Below are 16,923 nucleotides of genomic sequence, written 5' to 3'. Positions count from 1 at the left end.
TGCCCCACCGCCGCGCGCACAAACCCCACCCCCTCCACGCACCAGATCCCCTCCCCCGCCCCCCCCCCCCGCCGGGGCCGCCCCCCAAAAAACCCCCCGGACGGGGGTTCAGGCGGGGGTGATGCGGTAGGTGAGCTGGACGCCGTCGGCGCTGCGGCGGGTTTCCTCCATGGCCAGTGCCCGCCCGGTGGGGTCGGTGGCCAGTCGGCGCGTGACCAGGATGGGGGCGCCGGGGGTGCTGTGCAGGCTGGCGGCGTCGTCGGGGGCCGGGATGGCGGCTTGCACGCTCTCGACCCATTCCAGGTCGATTCCGGCGGCGGTGAGATCGGTGTAGATCTCGCCGGGGGTGCGGAACGGGTCGGCCTCGATCGCCGGGACCTGCGCGGCGGTGGCCAGCGGCACGTAGAAGCGATGCACCATCCGGCGATCCCCGGAGGTGAGCAGACGGTCGGTGACGAACACGGGGGTGTGTTCGGGAACGCCGAGCGTCAGCGCGAGATCCTCGGTGGCGGTGGTGCGGTAGGTGGTGGGCTTCTCGGCCTGCTCCCACGCGTCGGTGTCGGCGTCGGTGAACCCGCCGGGGGTGCGGGTCAGGGTGCGAGTGTCGGCGTGGCGGGCGCGTTCGCGGCGGGGCCGCACGTAGGTGCCCTTGCCGTCCACGCTGGTCACGAGGCCCTCGGTAACCAGCCGGGCGACAACTTGGCGGGCGGCGTAGCGCGACACCCCGAACCGGGCGATCAGCTGCGCTTCGGAAGGGAGCCAGTCCCCGGGCGCGAGCGTGCCGTCGGCGATCTCGGCGCGCAGTGCCGTCGCTGCGGCGTTGGTCTTGTCCTTCGCGGTGGCGGTCTTGGCCATGATGGGTCACGTCCTCTGGGAGCACCGACGGGCGCTTGTCTGGGGTCCGGCCTCCGGCGGCCGTGTCTGTGGTTGTCCCGTGTCGTGTGGTGCTGGTCAGCGTTGTCTGCTGTCGCCAGTGTCGCACCTATCGCACAGGTTGTCCACACCCTGTCAATCTGATGTGCGTGAGGTCTTGCGCACAGCGATCGTAACGCGTACCTTCTCGTAGGCAACCTATTCGATAGGTTGTGCGTCATGTTGGTTGTAGTTCCCCTACGAGAAAGGCTCTACCTCTTATGAATACCCTTGTGACCTGGGAAAATCTCCAGGCCCGACTGTTTCACCTCGGGTGGCTCGGCGAGGAGCTGCCCGCGTTCGTCGCCGACAACGACGCGCCCACGGGGGCGTGGTTGTTCCGGCAGATCATCCGGGAGGCGCACGCGGTGGCGAGTATCGCCGCCGCCTACGTCGCCGAGTGTGAGCGGGCCGGACTCTCCGGCCCGAACGGCACCACCCCCGCCCCGCCGTCCTGGCGGACCGCCGACGAGTCCCGGCCCGGGGACACGCCGGCCGAATCCACATCCGCGGCGCCGGCTGGGGCCACCGCGGAACCGGCCCCCGCCGACACCGCCGAGGACGTCCGGCCGAGGGACGTGACCGGGCGGATTCCCGCCCCTCGCCCCGGCGCGGACGTGGCCGGGGAGCATCTGCGCCCCGGCCGTGAGGGTGGTGATGCCCTTGACCGGTAACCGGAATCAGACCCCGCTGACACGCGGGATCGTCACCGTGTCGGCCCGCGTGTGGGCTGTGCTCGGGCGGCTGTACGCGGCCGTCGTCCTCGCCGCCGTGACCATGCTGCGGTGCCTTGCCCGCCGGGCCGGGATGCCGATGGCGGCGTGGGTGGCCCATCAGGTCGCCTACTTCCCCCGGCTGGCCTACGCCCTCACGGTGTGCGGGCGTGCCGCCGTGCGGGCGTGGGCGTGGTGCGTGCGGCTGGCCGCCCGGCTGGCGGTGTGCGCCCGGCGGGTCGCCGGGTGGCACGGCTGGCCGGTGATCGGCCGCGCGCTGCGCACGGCCGGGCGCGCAATCCGTGTCCTCGCCCGGGTCGTGGGCCATGCGGCATGGTGGCTGCTGCGGGTGTTGTGGCGGTGGCTGCGCCCGTATCTGGCCGACGCGCGCGGCTGGCTCGTGCATACCGCGCCCCGTCTCGCACTACGGCTGGCCTGGCGTGCGGTGGTGGCGCTGGTGACACGCGGGCCGCGCGTGGCGTGGTGGCTCATCCTGCATTCCACGATCACCACGGTGTGGCTTGCCGGGCACCTCGCCCGCTATGTGTCGGCGTACTCCGACTACGCCGGGATTTTGGCTCTGGCGAAGGAAGAAGGCCGGGTCCGGGTGGAAACCCGGTTGCGCCGCAAGTGGCGCAAGGCGGCCGGAACCCGGCTCGGCATCACCGCCGTGCTGATCATCGCCGTGTGGGTCACGGTCGCGGTACTCGCCGACCGTTACGGGCCACTCGTTTACTGGGTACTCGGCACGGTCTATGTGCTCATCACGGCGCCGATCGGGCGGAAACTGCGTGGCCCCAAGGAAAAGCCGACCCCGGAGGAAGAGGAGAAGGCCGAGGGTGAGCCGTACCCAATCGCCGACGCGCACACCCGCGCCGAGGCTGCCGACTGCGTCGCCCGCGCCGTGCGGGCCGAAGGGATCGACCTGCGCATGGCAGGGGACGCGGCGCGTCAGCCGTGGGGGTGGGAAGTGCCGGTAATCCTGCGGCGCGGCACCCCCGCCGCCGTCGTCGCCAAACTCGGCGAACTGGAAACCACCCTCGATCTCCCCTCGGGCGGCCTGCTGGCCGCGCCGGACCGATCCCGCCGCGCTCGCGTGGTGCTGCGGCTGGCCGAACGGGACCCGTTCGCGTCCCTACCCAACGCGGTCAACCGGCCGCCGTTGTCCGGGTCGCTGGCCGACGCGCACGTGGTGGCCCGGCGGATGGACGGGTCCGACCTCGCCCTGACCTTCCTGGGCACACACGTGGTGGTGATCGGGGTCCCAGGGTCCGGGAAGTCCCAGACGCTACGGGCGTTGGCCGATGCGGTCTCGGCGTGCGCGGACGGGCTGGTCTGGGATCTCGATCCCTCGGGCAACGGGCTGGAAGCCCTCGGCGGGGCGATCGGGCGCCGCGAACGCGACCACGCCGGAATTGAGGACGCGCTGGCCGATGCGGTCGCGCTGGCCGAGGCACGCCCGAAGATGCTCACCGACATGGGCATGGGCGACGCGTGGGAGGTCTCCGCGCAGCGGCCGGGGCTGGTGGTGTTCGTCGACGAGTACCCGCAACTGACCGACAAGGCGAAAGCCCTCGCGGTGTCGCTGTTGCGGCTCGGGCGTAAGGGACGGGTCACGCTGGTACTCGCGTCGGCGGACGCGACCTCGGACGTGCTCGGCGCGGCCATCGCCGATTCGGTGGCGTGCAAGATCCTCATGCCCTGCCGACACGCCGATGTGCGGCTGGTGCTCGGTCCGAACATGATCGCCGAAGGATGGCGGCCCGACCGGTTGAACCCGGCGACCGGGGACGGGCCGGAGGACGCGGGCAAGGCGTACGTGTACGCCGCCGGGTCCCGCGAACCACTGATCGCCAAGTTCCGGCCCCTCGGCGGAGACCGGGCACGCGAACTCGGCTCGCACCGCGCCGCGCAAGGGCTGCCCCGCATCGACGCCGAGTCGTGGGACACGGCACGCGCCCGGCGCCGGGCCGCCGCCGACGCGGCGGGCGACGGGGCGCTCGGGCTGTCCGTACCCACTGTGGACGGTCAAGGCGTGGTCGACGTGCTAACCGCGTTCGACGCCGCCGAGAAGCTGTGGACAGAGGACCTGCTTTCCCGGCTGGCCACTCTCGACGCCCGCTACGGCGAATGGGGCGCGGAAGACCTTGCCGCGCTCATGCTTCCGCTCGGGGTCGCGCCGGTTCAGATCAAGATGGACGGCCGCAACCGGCGCGGCTACTACCGCCAGCACGTCGCCGACGCCTGGGATACCTACCGGCGCGGTGGTGGCGGCCGGTGAACCGGCCCGGAACCGGCCACTACTTCGGCGCTAGGCACCGCTACCCGGTAGCGGCCGGTAGCACCCCGGTAGCCCCTCTGAAACCGTGCCTGACCAGCGCGGTAGCGGGTAGCGGCCCCGCGCGCGAGACACACCCATTTCCAGGTGAAACCCGGGAAAATCCCACCGCATCAGTGGCACCCACCCGGCCGCCGCTACCCCGGCGGCCGGGCCACCACGCCTCCCGTTCCCGGCCGAGGGGAGGTGAAACGAGCCCCTGACTGTCCACCCGTCCGCCCACGATGAGCAGCACCCGTCCGACACAGCGTTTTCACCGCCGCGTCTGCGCGGCTACCGACACGTGCGGCGTCTCAGCCAGCCGAGACCGCCGAACGCGCCGGACTGACATCCGCCCTGTTCGACCACATCGAGAAAGGAGAGCACGTGCCAGACCCGAACACGATCGCCACACTCGCGAGGGTCCTGGGATGTTCCCCGGATGACCTCCGCACAAGCGGTGACCCGATGAACAACGAGGAGTACTGGGACGTCAAATGCGCCGCGCTGCCGCCACTGTCGACCGCCGCGATCCGATCGGTAGCCGCGACACTCGACCGTATCCAGACCCGCCGCGCCCGGCGCGAGGCTGGCTGATACGGCCGGTGAGACCGCCCCCTGTTGGCCCCCTCCACGACGGTGGAGGGGGCCAACGCCTTAAGTGGCCTGCTCTGCTAGCGCGTGCCGTACTTGGGGTGTTCGGGGTTGCTCTCGTCGTCGGGGTCGCGATCGAAACTCGCCGCCGCCTGCTTCACCGCGAAGTCCCACACCCACGAACTACCGTCCACGTACAACCGTGGTTCCGGGAACGTGAGCGGGTTCTCCCCTTGGCCGTAGTCGCGCGGGACGCCGAACATGTGTACCCGGCATGTGTGGTGCTTCCCGTTCGGGCGCCGAAACTCCAGGTCCCACGTGTAACGCCCGTCGTCGCGGTCGTCCTCGGGACGGCGCTGCGACGTGACTAGGGTGTAGTTCCACCGTGCGCACACATCCGTGACGAACGCGTCCACATTGGATTTTGCGGTGTCTTCATGTCCCGTAGGCAGCGGTCCGCTGCCCGGACTGAACATGACCACGATTACGCCACCTTTCCCGGCACTGGCACTCCAGCCTACCGGTCGTTGTCGCTGGCGGGGGCAGCCTCGCCCGCGTCCACGTCGTCATCCTCGGGGTCGGGGTTCGGGGGGATATCGACCACGCGGGCGGGGTCGAATCCCCGGTGTCCGGTGCCCTTGCCGCGCGGGTTGATCACCAGCCACCGGCCTTCCAGCGCGCTGGTCAGCATCCGGCGCCGATCGGAGATCAGCTCGGCCCGGTCCCACTCGGCTTTCAGTTCCGCCACGCTCAGCGGGACCAGCGGCGTTTCCGGCGACCCGCCCGGCAACGCCTTCTGTTCCTTGGTCAGCGCCTTGATCCGCTTCACCAGGGGGCGGTTCGCGGCGTCGAACGCCTCTTCGCTCATCTCTTCCAGCCCCAGCCGCGCCGAGATACCCGCCTGAAGCTTGCGCAGCCTTTCCAAGTCCGCCGCGATCTCCGCGTGCCGACCCGCCACCCGTGAACGCGCGGCGTTGATCGCCGCCGCGCGGCTCTTGTCCGACAACCGCCGCAGCACGAACGCCCGCAACTGCGTGTCCACCGCGTCCATATCGGCGAAGATCGTTCCGCAGCCCCGCGCGCCCTTGTTGCAAAAGTAGTTGTAACGCGGTGTCCCGTCCTTGCGCTTGCCGTGCGTGCGGCCGTGCAACGGCCGGTAGCACACCCCGCAGCGGATGATCCCGGACCCGAGATACTTCCGTCCCGGTGCCGCGCCCCGGCGGCGGGAGGCGAACAGTGCCCGCAGTTCCAGGAACGTCGCCTCTTCCAAGATCGGCTCTCCGCGCATACGTCCCTCAAGAACGCCGTCGTGCTCGATCCGACCGGCCAACGTCGGACGCTTGAACGTCTCCCGCACCGTGATCGGTATCCACTCCCGACCGTAGGGGGTGTACAGCCCGGCGGCGTTCCACTCCCGCGCCACCTCCGACAACGGCCGACCCGCCAGAATGTTGTCCGCCTCGGTGGCCAAGGCTTCCCGCTCCCGCTGGACCAGCTCCCGCGACACCTTCGGGCGCAGCGACTCCACCAAAATCTCTTCCCCGTCCTCATTGATGATGTACTCGTCATCGGTGGGCGGGACCCATGTCAGGTCACGACCGGGGAACCCGAACCGCCGCGCGGTCGAGTGCGCCCGACCCCGCGCCCGGTAGCCCTTGTACCGCTCCTTGAGCCGACGCGACTTGTCGTCAGACTCCTTCATCGCCTGAGCGGTCTTGTTCCGCAGCGTGTACCGGTGGTCCGGGTTGGACAGGTCATACTCACCGGTCGCCGAGAGCACCCGATACCCCTGGTCGCCCAGTTCGATGAGCTTTTCCAGGTCCATCGGCGCGCGCATCAACCGGTCGGTGTTCCACACCACCACGCCCTGACTGACCCCGGACTCCAGCCGCTCCAGCAACTCATCCCAGCCCGGACGCTTACGCCCCTTCTTCCACGCCGAGGCCCCGTCCGACAGTTCCTTGCCGACCGTCCCGCCCGCACGCCGGACCTGCTCCTTGTTGGACGCAAGCTGATCTTCGATCTTCTCCAGATCCCGGGTACCCGGCTTCCACGACAACCGGGCGTATGAGTCGATGACCAGCCCGGGGCCAGCCCCCTCAACCGGCGCGCTGCTGTCCTGACCTGCGTTAACCTGCTCAAACTCAGCCATGCAAACAGGCTATGTCACTAGATGTGCTGTCGGGAACGCGTCGTTCGCGGCGGGCCGGGACAGGCCGGGTGCTGAAGGACGCTTTCAGTGCGTTGGATGCACTGAAGGGCGCCTTCAGTGCATCGAGCGCACCGAAGGCGCCCTTCAGCACACCAGCCGTCCACAAAGGACACTCAAGCACCAAAAGGGGCCGCCCCGAAGGAAAACCCTCGAGACGGCCCCGGAAAAGCCCGGATCAGGACATCTTGAGCATCCAGCCCTCGGGCGCCGAATGCGTGCCCTCCTGAATGCCGGTGAGCAGCTCACGCAGCTTCATGGTCAGCTCGCCCGGCTTCCCGCCCGCGATCGAGAACTGCCCGCCCGCGTGCTTCACGTGCCCGACCGGCGTGATCACCGCGGCCGTACCGCAGGCGAACACCTCGGTGAGCGCGCCGGACGCGGCCTCCTTCTCCCACTCGTCGGTGGAGATACGCCGCTCCTCGACCGCGTAGCCGAGCGAGGAAGCCAGCTGCAGCAACGACTTCCTGGTCACGCCGGGCAGCAGCGAACCGGTCAGCTCGGGCGTCACCACCCGCGCGTCCGAGCCGGAGCCGAAGACGAAGAACAGGTTCATCCCGCCCATCTCCTCGACCCAGCGCCGCTCCACCGCGTCCAGCCAGACCACCTGGTCGCAGCCCTGCTCCACGGCCTGCGCCTGCGCGACGAACGACGCCGCGTAGTTCCCGGCGCACTTCGCGAACCCGGTGCCACCGGGCGCCGCGCGGACGTACTCGGTGGACAGCCACACACTGACCGGCTTCACTCCACTGGCGAAGTACGAACCCGCCGGGGACGCGATGAGCGCGTACACGTATTCGTTCGCGGGCCTGTTCACGCCGAGACCGGCCTCGGTCGAGATCATGAACGGGCGCAGGTAGAGCGATTCGCCCTGTTTCGTGGGCACCCAGCGGTCGTCCACCGCGAGCAGCTCGCGGATCGACTCGATGAAGATGTCCTCGGGCAGCTTCGGCATCGCGAGCCGTTCGGCCGAATGCTGGAACCGCTCGGCGTTCGCGTCGGGCCGGAACGCGGCGATCGAACCGTCGGGCTGACGGTAGGCCTTGAGGCCCTCGAAGATCGCCTGGCCGTAGTGCAGCACCGACGTCGCCGGGTCGAGCGTGAACGGCGTGTACGGGCCGACGGTGGCGTCGTGCCAGCCCTTCTCGGCGGTCCATTTCACAGTGACCATGTGGTCGGTGAAATGCGTCCCGAAGCCGGGGTTCGCCAATACTTCCGCGACGCGGTCCGCACTCGCGGGATTCGGGTGTGGGACATGCGAGAACTGCGTCGTGGTCGTCATGGTTAGACAATAGCTCTTAGTCGGACGGGCGTTAGTCGGAAGTCCGGCCTTTCGCCGGTTCGCCGGAACTCGCGGCACACCGCCGGGAGACAGCCTAGGATGACGACGTGACCTACCACCCCGCGCAGCCCGCGAAGACCAAGTCCCCCGGTGCGGGCACGGACGTCAAGACGTTCGCCACCGCGGTCCTGCTGACCTTCGGCGCCGGTCTGCTCGGCATGGTCGGCTGGGCCCTGCTCAGCAGTGGTTTCGGCGGTTTCCTCGGCCTGGTGGCCGCCGGATTCGGCATCTGGTGGTGGGCGAAGATCCACGGCAAGGTCATCCCGCGGGAGCTGAGGACCCGCTCGGTGGTCATCCTGCTGGTGGTGAACGCCGTCCTCGCCCTCGCGCTCTTCCTCCTCGCGGGTTAGCCGGGCAGCAGGGGCGCCGGCCAGCCGGGCTCCGGGCGGAAGTCGGTGCCGGTCCCGTCGAAGGGGTAGGCCCCGCGCTCGACCAGCCCGCCGACCCGCTCCCCCTCCGCGCGCAGCCGGTCCAGCTGGGCCGGGGTGAGCCTGCCCGCCTCGACCGCCGCGCCCGCCTCGTCCTCGTCCTTCCACCGCCAGCCACCGTCCGGCGTGACGACGAGGTCGAGGATGCCGTCCATGCGGTCCGGGCCGGCCGCGGTCCGCCCGAGCGGTACCTCCAGATTGACGTACCAGCCCTGAAAACCGCCCGCCGCGTCGAAGAACCACCACACCGAGGACCACTCGTCGTCGGCGATGCGCCGCAGCGTCGAGGTCTCGTGCCAGATCGACGGCACGGACGTCCGGGGCATGCGGAACCGCTCGCTCAACGGCGCCTCGCGCAGGGGCCGCCCGTCGGCGAGCCTGCTGGCCATGATCGCGGTGCCCGCCGGGAGCCAGGCCAGCAGCACGCGGCCGTCGTCGGAAAGCACCCTCAGCGGATGCTGCTGCCCGACACTGCCGTCGGGCCGCAGAAAGCGCTCCACCACCGTTTGTCCCGGGCGCCAGCGGAGATCACACACGTCGTCCACGGTACCTGCTCGCGCGCACACGCAGTAGCAGCTCGACTACACTTCCCAGGCCGGCGGCCACCAGCGCGGCGAACGGACCGGCCACCGCCGCGGCCGCCGCGGCGAGCAGCCCGGCCGCGACCGCCGCCGTACCGCTCCTCGGGGCGATCCGTTCACGGGCTTCGGTGAACGTGGCGAGCGAAGCGGGCAGAGTCGCGAGCACCAGCACGACGGTGAGCAGCGGCTGCAGGGTCCCGGCGTCGGCGGCGGCGAGCAGATCCCGCGTCGACGTCGCCGAAAGGCCGAGGCGGACGGGTCCGAGCTGGTACAGCGCCGCGGCGGTGACCAGGAGCGCGACCGTGGCGAGCGCCGCCGTCCGCCGTCCGGCGTGGTCGGTGCGCTGCGGCAGCAGCAGCGGGAACACCACGAGCAGCGCCACCAGAACACCGGGCAGTCCGGGGGAAGCGATCCCGGGCCGGGCTCCGACCGGCGCGACCACGACGCATATCGCCACCAGCACGAGCGCCGCGACCAGCAGCACCACCGTCACCCAGCGGGCCAGCGGCGCGGGCAGCCGGATTCCGGCGAAGTCCGCGGCCGCGACCACGACGACAAGGGCGGCCGCGGCCAGACCCGGGTACGAGGGAACGGCGTAGACACCGAACGCTGTCGCCTGCACGACCACGGCGGCGAGCCGCGCGAAGCAGGCGACGTACCGCTCGGGACCCTCTTCGCCGAGCTGGGGCAGACGCCCTGCGAGCCCGGCGAGGAGCACGGCGAGCACGACCGCGGCGAGGACCCAGTACCCGGCACTCGCGGCCCCCACGGCGAGCGCGAGCGGCAATCCGCCACCGAGGCGCACGAGAACCCCTTTCCGTTCCGGGCCGCTTTGTCATTAGCATGGCTCACGATCCGACCGGGCCACCGTCCGGTACCGACAAGACCGCACGAGGAGCCACACCGTGACCGTGCCCAAACTCGCCCTCTCCGAGAATTCCGAAGGGGCCCTCGCCAAGACGCGCGCGGACGTCGTCGTGGTCGGCACTCTGCAGGGCGAGGACGGGCCGGTGCTCGCTTCCGGCGCCTCGGTCGCCGACGGCGCGTTCGACGGCAAGCTCGCCGAGGTCCTCGCCACGCTCGGCGCGAGCGGGAAGGCCGAGGAGATCGTCAAGCTGCCGACGCTGGGGAAGCTGACGCCGTCGGTCGTGCTCGCGGTCGGCCTCGGCAAGGCGGACGCGGACGGTGCCGTCACCGCCGAGCAGGTCCGCCGCGCCGCCGGTGCCGCGGCCCGCGCGCTGGCGGGCACCGACCGCGCGTTCGTCACGCTCTCCGAGCTGGACCTGCGGGCCGCCGTCGAGGGCACCGTGCTCGGCGCGTACGTGTTCACCGAGTACCGCTCCGAGGCCGGCGACGCCCCGGTGTCCAAAGTGGACTTCGCGAGCCCCGCCGACGGCGCCGCGAAGGACCACAAGGCGACGCTCAAGACCGCGACCGCGACTGCCGAGGCGGTCATCATCGCCCGCGACCTGATCAACACCCCGCCGAACGACCTGTTCCCGGCCTCCTTCGCCGCCCGCGCGCAGAAGCTGGCCGAGGCGAACGGCCTCGAGTTCGAGGTGCTGGACGAGAAGGCGTTGAAGCGCAAGGGATTCGGCGGCATCCTCGGCGTCGGCGGCGGCTCCTCGCGCCAGCCGCGCCTGGTGCGCGTCGCCTACAAGCCCGCCAAGGCGGCCAAGAAGGTCGCGCTGGTCGGCAAGGGCATCACGTTCGACTCGGGCGGTATCTCGATCAAGCCCGCCGCGAACATGGACCACATGACCTCGGACATGTCCGGTGCCGCCGGGGTGCTCGCCTCGGTCGTGCTGGCGGCGAAGCTCAAGCAGCCGCTGGAGGTCGTCGCCCACATCCCGCTGGCGGAAAACCTGCCGTCGGCGACGTCGTACCGGCCTGGTGACGTGCTCCGCATGTACGGCGGCAAGACCGTCGAGGTGCTCAACACCGACGCCGAGGGCAGGCTCGTGCTGGCCGACGCGATGGTGCGCGCCGCCGAGGAGAACCCGGATTACCTGATCGAGACCTCGACGCTGACCGGCGCGCAGGTGGTCGCGCTGGGCAACCGCACCGCCGGGATCATGGGCTCGGACGAGTTCCGCGACCGCGTCGCGAAGCACGCGCAGGAGACCGGCGAGGGCGGCTGGGCCATGCCACTGCCGGAGGAGCTGCGCGGCGAACTCGACTCGCGGCTGGCCGACCTGGCCAACGTCACCGGCCACCGCTGGGGCGGCATGCTCGCGGCCGGGATCTTCCTGCGCGAGTTCGTCGCCGAGGGCCTGCCCTGGGCGCACATCGACATCGCGGGCCCGTCGTTCAACACCGGTTCGCCGTGGGGCTACACCGGCAAGGGCGGCACCGGCGTCCCGGTCCGCACGATCTCCGCGGTGCTCGCGGACATCGCCGAGCAGGGCTGAGTTCCCGACCGTTCCGACATGCCGTTAAGGCCACCTTACGGGCGTCTGACGCCCGTAAGGTGGCCTTAACGGCATTTGTGGCAGGGTCGCGCGCATGGACCAGGGCGAGTTTCTGGAATCGGCGGTACGCGACGTCCTCACAGCCGACGAAGCCGTGCTCGACGAGCGGATCGGCTACGCGGCGCTGCTGCTCGCGACGGCGGGTGCCGCCGCCGAGGCCGACCGGCTCGTGACGCAGTGGCAGGCACTCACCGAGCGCCCGATCACCGCGATCGTCCCGGACCAGGTCCGCGCCCGCGCCTGGGCGATGCTGTTCGAAGCCCGCGGCACGCGGCCGGATTGGGCGGAGGAACTGCCGCCGCTCGATCTCGACGCCGAAGAGCGCGCGCACACCGCGTCGCTGCTTCGCCCGGTGTCGGATCTCGATGGTGTCCTCGGTGACTCACCGGCGGCGGGTGTCGTGTCCAGCATCGCCGGGAAGCTCGCGCCTTCACGCCCGGACAAGCTCCGATCCGCGATCGCCACGCACGATCTTCCCGGCTGGGCGGTGCTGGCCGCCGAACAGGCCCGCCCGGACGTCGCGACGCTGGCCGCCTCGCGAGCGCTCGCACCGCGGCTCACCGCCGGCGCCGACCCGCTCGGACTCGGCACCGAATGGCCGGCCCGCTGCGCCGACGCCCTCGTCGCGGCACTGTACGAGCGCTATCCGCCGAAGATCGGCACCTGGTCGGAGCTGATCTCCCGGATCCTCCGGTTCCGCGGCACCGGCACCGCCCCCGCGCCCGCCACCCCGGCCGGCATCGAGGCCACCGAGCGGCGGCTCGGCCTGCGACTGCCGGACGACTACCGGGATTTCCTGCTCACCTGCGATGGGCTGCCCGGCGACGTCGTCTTTCCGCGTCTGCTCGGCACCGGTGAACTCCGGGTCGTGGACGACGTCGTGGTGCTCGCCGAACCGGCGATCGTCCTGCTGGCCCGAGCCGGTGACCGGTGGCACGCCGTCGAGGTCGACCCGGTGTTCGGCAGCACGGCGTACCCGGCGTTCCGCGCCCTGCTCGAACACCATCTGGCGCTGCTGGCCCAATCGGCGTGAAACCGGTCCGAAACTGTCGGTGGTGCTCGCTAGCTTGTGATCGTGACCACACTCACCCTGGCCGAGATCACCCCGGACAACGTCGACGACGCGTGCGGCATCGCCGTCGAGAAGCACCAACGGCATTTCGTCGCGTCGGTGACGAAATCGCTCGCCGAAGCGTACGTACAGCCCGAGGTCGCCTGGCCCCGGCTGATCCTCGACGACGGCGAACCTGTGGGTTTCGTCATGGGCGGTTTCGACCCGGCCTCGCCGGTCGAGTTCCTCCGTTGCGGGATCTGGCGGCTGAACATCGCGGCCGGGAAGCAGCGCCGCGGGTACGGACGGTTCGGCGTGCACGCGGTGCTCGACGAAGCGCGAAGACGCGGGCAGAAGGAGGCGTCGGTGCTCTGGGTGCCCGGCGAGGGCGGGCCCGAAAAGTTCTACCTCCGCCTGGGCTTCCGCAGGACCGGGCGGATCCACGAAGGGGAGGTCGTCGCCATGATCGCCCTCTGATCACGCCAGGGACCGGGGCTCAGGCCTGGCCGCGCTTCTTGCGTTCGGTGTACTCGCGCATCCGCTGCGGGTAGCCGACCCTGGCGACCTCGTACACCGGGATCGAGAGCCGGTGCCCGAACTGCTGCGCCGCTTCGAGACTGCCGATCCGGCGCCGGGTCCATTCACCGTCGTGTGCGATCAACACCACGGTGGTCTCGGTTACGGTCGTGCGTGGCTCCACATAGGCCTCGACACCGTGGCGGGACGCCGCCCACTCCTCGAGGTGCCGGGTGTCGGCCGAGTTGGCTTTCCGCAGCGTGCCGGGCTTTTGACCGCCCTTGCCACGGCGGCGCAGCGAGTCGAAGATCCCCACCTCGACCACCTCACTTCTCCAGTCGCGTCCTGCTCCATTATCCCGGGCGCCGCGTGTGGTCGGTGTCGCCACACCCGGCTAGCTCGCAAGCCCGATCACCGTAGTGACAAGATGGCGGTGTCGCGCGCGCGTTTATACCGCGCCCGCGTGACGCCAGAGCACCACCCATCGCTTGCCGAGGAGTTATTGAAGTGACCGACACCTCCGCCGACCTTGTGATCCTGGGAGGCGGGTCGGGCGGCTACGCCGCGGCGTTCCGCGCTGCCGAGCTGGGCCTCTCCGTCACGCTGATCGAGAAGGACAAGCTGGGCGGGACCTGCCTCCACCGGGGCTGCATCCCGACCAAGGCCCTGCTGCACGCGGCGGAGGTCGCGGACGAGGCCCGCGACGCCGAGACGTTCGGCGTCAAGGCCTCCTTCGAGGGCATCGACATCGCCGGGGTCAACAAGTACAAGGACGGCATCGTCGCCCGCCTGTACAAGGGCCTTCAAGGCCTGGCCAAGGCCCACAAGGTGAACCTCGTCGAGGGCACCGGCACCTTCGTCGGCGGCACGACCGTCGAGGTCGACGGCACCCGGTACACCGGGAAGAACGTCATCCTGGCCACCGGTTCGTACTCGCGCACGCTGCCCGGCCTGGAGCTGGGCGGGCGCGTCATCGCCAGCGAGCAGGCGCTTTCGCTGGACTACGTGCCGAAGAAGGTCGTCGTCCTCGGCGGCGGCGTGATCGGTGTCGAGTTCGCCAGCGTCTGGGCCTCCTTCGGCGTCGACGTCACCATCGTCGAGGCGCTGCCGCGGCTGGTCCCGAACGAGGACGAGTTCGCCTCCAAGCAGCTCGAGCGTGCCTTCCGCCGCCGCAAGATCGCCTTCAAGACCGGCGTGCGGTTCACCGGCGCCAAGCAGGACGACAACGGCGTGAGCGTGTCGCTGGAATCCGGCGAGACGCTGGAGGCCGACCTGCTGCTGGTCGCCGTCGGCCGCGGCCCGAACTCGGCGGGGCACGGTTACGAGGAGGCGGGCGTCAAGATCGACCGCGGTTTCGTGCCGACCGACGACCGCCTGCGCACCAACCTGCCGAACGTCTACGCCGTCGGTGACATCGTCCCCGGCCTGCAGCTCGCGCACCGCGGCTTCCAGCAGGGCATCTTCGTCGCCGAGGAGATCGCCGGGCTGAACCCGCGCGTGATCGACGAGAGCGGCATCCCGCGGGTCACCTACTCGCACCCCGAGGTCGCCTCGGTCGGGCTCACCGAGTCCCAGGCCAAGGAGCGCTACGGCGCGGACGTCACGACGTTCACCTACGACCTCGGCGGCAACGGCAAGAGCCAGATCCTCAAGACCTCCGGCGGGGTCAAGCTCGTCAAGGCTCCGGACGGTCCGGTCGTCGGCGTGCACATGGTCGGTGACCGGGTCGGCGAGCTGATCGGCGAAGCGCAGCTGATCTACAGCTGGGAGGCGTTCCCCGAGGACGTCGCCCCGCTGATCCACGCGCACCCCACTCAGACCGAGGCCCTCGGTGAAGCGTTCCTTGCCCTCGCCGGCAAGCCGCTGCACGTGCACAGCTGACGTCTCACCAGCACAATCAGACCACGCAAGACATATCAAGGGAGTCAGCGAACGATGGCCTACACCGTCACGTTGCCGGAGCTCGGGGAGAGCGTCACCGAAGGCACCGTCACCCGGTGGCTGAAGCAGGAGGGCGACACCGTCGCGGTCGACGAGCCGTTGCTCGAGATCTCCACCGACAAGGTCGACACCGAGGTGCCCTCGCCGGTGGCGGGCACGGTCGTGAAGATCAGCGCCGCCGAGGACGAGACCGTCGAGGTCGGCGGTGAACTCGCCGTGATCGACGACGGGACCGGCGACGTCCCGGCCTCGTCCGCGCCCGCCGCCGAAGCCCCCGCCGCCCAGCCCGAACCGGAGCCCGCCCAGGAGGCGGCCCCCGCCGAAACCCCGGCACCCGCCGCCGCGCCCGCTTCGAGCGGTCCGGCGCAGGGCACCGAGGTCAAGCTGCCCGAGCTCGGCGAGAGCGTCACCGAAGGCACCGTCACCCGGTGGCTGAAGCAGGTCGGTGACACCGTCGCGGTCGACGAGCCGCTGCTGGAGATCTCGACCGACAAGGTGGACACCGAGGTGCCGTCCCCGGTCGCCGGGACCGTGCTGGAGATCCGGGCGGGCGAGGACGAGACCGTCGAGGTCGGCGGTGTGCTCGCGGTGGTCGGCGACGCGAGTGCCGCGCCCGCCGCGGCGCCCGCGCAGCCCGCCGCCCCCGCTCCGGAGCCCAAGCCGGAACCGAAGCCCGAGCCGAAGCCGGAACCGGCGCAGCAGGCCCCGGCCCCCGCGGCCCCGGCTCCGGCCGCGGCCCAGGCGGCTCCGGCCGCCGCGGCGAAGGACGGCGCGGCCGACGGCCCGTACGTCACGCCGCTGGTGCGCAAGCTGGCGACCGAGCACGGCATCGACCTCGCGAGCCTGACCGGCAGCGGCGTCGGTGGCCGCATCCGCAAGCAGGACGTGCTCGCCGCGGCCGAGGCCAAGCAGAAGGCCGCCGCCCCGGCACCCGCCGCCGCGGCCCCGTCGGCTCCGGCCGCCGCGGCCGCTCCCGCCGCCCCGCGGGCGGCCGCCCCGGTCTCCCCGGAGATCGCGGCGCTGCGCGGCACGGTGCAGAAGGCGAACCGGATCCGCCAGATCACCGCGACGAAGACCCGCGAGTCCCTGCAGGTCTCGGCGCAGCTGACGCAGGTGCACGAGGTCGACGTGACCAAGATCGCCAAGCTGCGTCAGCGGGCGAAGGCGGCCTTCAAGGAGCGCGAGGGCGTCAACCTGACGTTCCTGCCGTTCTTCGCGAAGGCCACGGTCGAGGCGCTCAAGCAGCACCCGAACGTCAACGCGTCCTACAACGAGGACACCAAGGAGATCACCTACCACGGTGCGGTGCACCTGGGTATCGCGGTGGACACCGACAAGGGTCTGCTGTCGGTGGTCATCCACGACGCGGGTGAGCTGAGCCTGGCCGGTCTCGCGCACCGCATCGCCGACCTGGCGGCGCGGGCGCGGGCGAGCCAGATCAAGCCGGACGAGCTGACCGGTGGCACGTTCACCATCACGAACATCGGCAGCAACGGCGCGCTGTTCGACACGCCGATCATCGTGCAGCCGCAGTCCGGGATGCTCGGCACCGGCGCGGTCGTCAAGCGCCCGGTGGTCGTCAGCGACGCGGACGGCAACGACACCATCGCCGTGCGGTCGATGGCGTTCCTGCCGCTGACCTACGACCACCGCCTGGTGGACGGCGCGGACGCGGGCCGCTTCCTGACGACGATCAAGCAGCGTCTGGAAGAGGGCAACTTCGAGGACGAGCTCGGCCTCTGACCTCCGGGTCGCGATGGTCCGTGAAGGCCTCCTTCACAGCGCTCACCGCTGTGAAGGAGGCCTTCACGGCATTCGTCACGACCGGTGCGACGGCAGCACGCAGAC

16 protein-coding genes and 1 pseudogene are annotated in these 16,923 nt (G+C 70.7%); 10 read left to right on the top strand and 7 right to left on the bottom strand.

Annotated elements, in window-relative coordinates; all coding sequences use genetic code 11:
• Window positions 1-108: 108 nt before the first annotated feature.
• On the bottom strand, window positions 109-855 hold the full coding sequence (locus tag ACFWY9_RS37715) for a GntR family transcriptional regulator (protein ID WP_378341145.1): 747 nt from the start codon (window positions 853-855) through the stop codon (window positions 109-111).
• Window positions 856-1,145: 290 nt separating this feature from the next.
• Between ACFWY9_RS37715 and ACFWY9_RS37710 the strand changes: the two genes are divergently transcribed.
• From ACFWY9_RS37710 to ACFWY9_RS37695, 4 genes and pseudogenes are all read left to right on the top strand, one after another.
• Window positions 1,146-1,586, top strand: a complete 441-nt coding sequence (locus ACFWY9_RS37710) for a hypothetical protein (protein WP_378341144.1) — start codon at window positions 1,146-1,148, stop codon at window positions 1,584-1,586.
• Window positions 1,570-3,906, top strand: coding sequence for a hypothetical protein (locus ACFWY9_RS37705; protein ID WP_378341143.1), 2,337 nt, complete (start codon window positions 1,570-1,572; stop codon window positions 3,904-3,906). Before ACFWY9_RS37710 ends, ACFWY9_RS37705 begins: the two co-directional genes overlap by 17 nt.
• Window positions 3,907-4,272: 366 nt before the next feature.
• Window positions 4,273-4,383 (top strand): annotated as a pseudogene (locus ACFWY9_RS37700) (helix-turn-helix domain-containing protein); the annotation flags it as partial.
• Window positions 4,384-4,410: 27 nt separating this feature from the next.
• The gene (locus ACFWY9_RS37695) at window positions 4,411-4,539 is read left to right on the top strand and encodes a hypothetical protein (RefSeq protein ID WP_378341142.1); all 129 of its coding nucleotides are present in this window, start codon (window positions 4,411-4,413) and stop codon (window positions 4,537-4,539) included.
• Between the two features lie 77 nt (window positions 4,540-4,616).
• On the opposite strand, the gene ACFWY9_RS37690 is transcribed toward ACFWY9_RS37695, so the two are convergent.
• The 3 genes from ACFWY9_RS37690 to ACFWY9_RS37680 form a co-directional block, all read right to left on the bottom strand.
• Complete coding sequence (locus ACFWY9_RS37690) at window positions 4,617-5,018, bottom strand: hypothetical protein (RefSeq protein ID WP_378341141.1); 402 nt, start codon at window positions 5,016-5,018, stop codon at window positions 4,617-4,619.
• A 35-nt stretch (window positions 5,019-5,053) separates the two neighbouring features.
• Complete coding sequence (locus tag ACFWY9_RS37685) at window positions 5,054-6,688, bottom strand: recombinase family protein (protein ID WP_378341140.1); 1,635 nt, start codon at window positions 6,686-6,688, stop codon at window positions 5,054-5,056.
• Window positions 6,689-6,923: 235 nt separating this feature from the next.
• A complete protein-coding gene (locus ACFWY9_RS37680) occupies window positions 6,924-8,027 on the bottom strand; it encodes a branched-chain amino acid aminotransferase (RefSeq protein WP_378331430.1) in 1,104 nt (367 codons plus the stop codon).
• Between the two features lie 107 nt (window positions 8,028-8,134).
• On the opposite strand from ACFWY9_RS37680, the gene ACFWY9_RS37675 reads away from it, so the two are divergent.
• Window positions 8,135-8,437 (top strand): hypothetical protein, encoded by a 303-nt coding sequence (locus tag ACFWY9_RS37675; RefSeq protein WP_378331431.1) that lies wholly within the window; start codon window positions 8,135-8,137, stop codon window positions 8,435-8,437.
• Here ACFWY9_RS37675 and ACFWY9_RS37670 read toward each other — a convergent pair.
• Window positions 8,434-9,051: a DUF402 domain-containing protein gene (locus ACFWY9_RS37670; protein WP_378331435.1), complete on the bottom strand. Its 618-nt coding sequence runs from the start codon at window positions 9,049-9,051 to the stop codon at window positions 8,434-8,436. The two genes, ACFWY9_RS37675 and ACFWY9_RS37670, sit on opposite strands and share 4 nt — an antisense overlap.
• On the bottom strand, window positions 9,044-9,901 hold the full coding sequence (locus ACFWY9_RS37665; RefSeq protein ID WP_378341139.1) for a sulfatase: 858 nt from the start codon (window positions 9,899-9,901) through the stop codon (window positions 9,044-9,046). The genes ACFWY9_RS37670 and ACFWY9_RS37665 overlap by 8 nt, the downstream gene beginning before the upstream one ends.
• Window positions 9,902-10,001: 100 nt before the next feature.
• Between ACFWY9_RS37665 and ACFWY9_RS37660 the strand changes: the two genes are divergently transcribed.
• The 3 genes from ACFWY9_RS37660 (at window position 10,002) to ACFWY9_RS37650 (ending at window position 13,095) form a co-directional block, all read left to right on the top strand.
• The gene (locus ACFWY9_RS37660) at window positions 10,002-11,507 is read left to right on the top strand and encodes a leucyl aminopeptidase (RefSeq protein WP_378341138.1); all 1,506 of its coding nucleotides are present in this window, start codon (window positions 10,002-10,004) and stop codon (window positions 11,505-11,507) included.
• A 94-nt stretch (window positions 11,508-11,601) separates the two neighbouring features.
• Window positions 11,602-12,600 carry an SMI1/KNR4 family protein gene (locus tag ACFWY9_RS37655; protein ID WP_378341137.1) on the top strand — a complete coding sequence of 333 codons (999 nt, stop codon included), beginning with the start codon at window positions 11,602-11,604 and terminating at the stop codon, window positions 12,598-12,600.
• Window positions 12,601-12,642: 42 nt separating this feature from the next.
• Entirely contained in the window at window positions 12,643-13,095 is a 453-nt protein-coding gene (locus ACFWY9_RS37650; RefSeq protein ID WP_378341136.1) for a GNAT family N-acetyltransferase, read from the top strand.
• Between the two features lie 19 nt (window positions 13,096-13,114).
• Here the strand turns inward: ACFWY9_RS37650 and ACFWY9_RS37645 are convergent, their stop codons facing one another.
• Complete coding sequence (locus tag ACFWY9_RS37645) at window positions 13,115-13,459, bottom strand: oxidoreductase (RefSeq protein ID WP_378331735.1); 345 nt, start codon at window positions 13,457-13,459, stop codon at window positions 13,115-13,117.
• A 182-nt stretch (window positions 13,460-13,641) separates the two neighbouring features.
• Between ACFWY9_RS37645 and lpdA the strand changes: the two genes are divergently transcribed.
• Window positions 13,642-15,015, top strand: a complete 1,374-nt coding sequence (gene lpdA, locus ACFWY9_RS37640) for a dihydrolipoyl dehydrogenase (RefSeq protein WP_378331734.1) — start codon at window positions 13,642-13,644, stop codon at window positions 15,013-15,015.
• A 54-nt stretch (window positions 15,016-15,069) separates the two neighbouring features.
• A complete protein-coding gene (sucB, locus tag ACFWY9_RS37635; RefSeq protein ID WP_378341135.1) occupies window positions 15,070-16,818 on the top strand; it encodes a 2-oxoglutarate dehydrogenase, E2 component, dihydrolipoamide succinyltransferase in 1,749 nt (582 codons plus the stop codon).
• Window positions 16,819-16,923 lie beyond the last annotated feature (105 nt).

The sequence above is a fragment of the Amycolatopsis sp. NPDC059027 genome (assembly GCF_042739735.1).
In the GTDB taxonomy this organism is placed as follows: Bacteria; Actinomycetota; Actinomycetes; order Mycobacteriales; family Pseudonocardiaceae; genus Amycolatopsis.
Note: the sequence above shows the minus strand (reverse complement) of the source record. Positions and strands in the feature narration are given on the sequence as shown.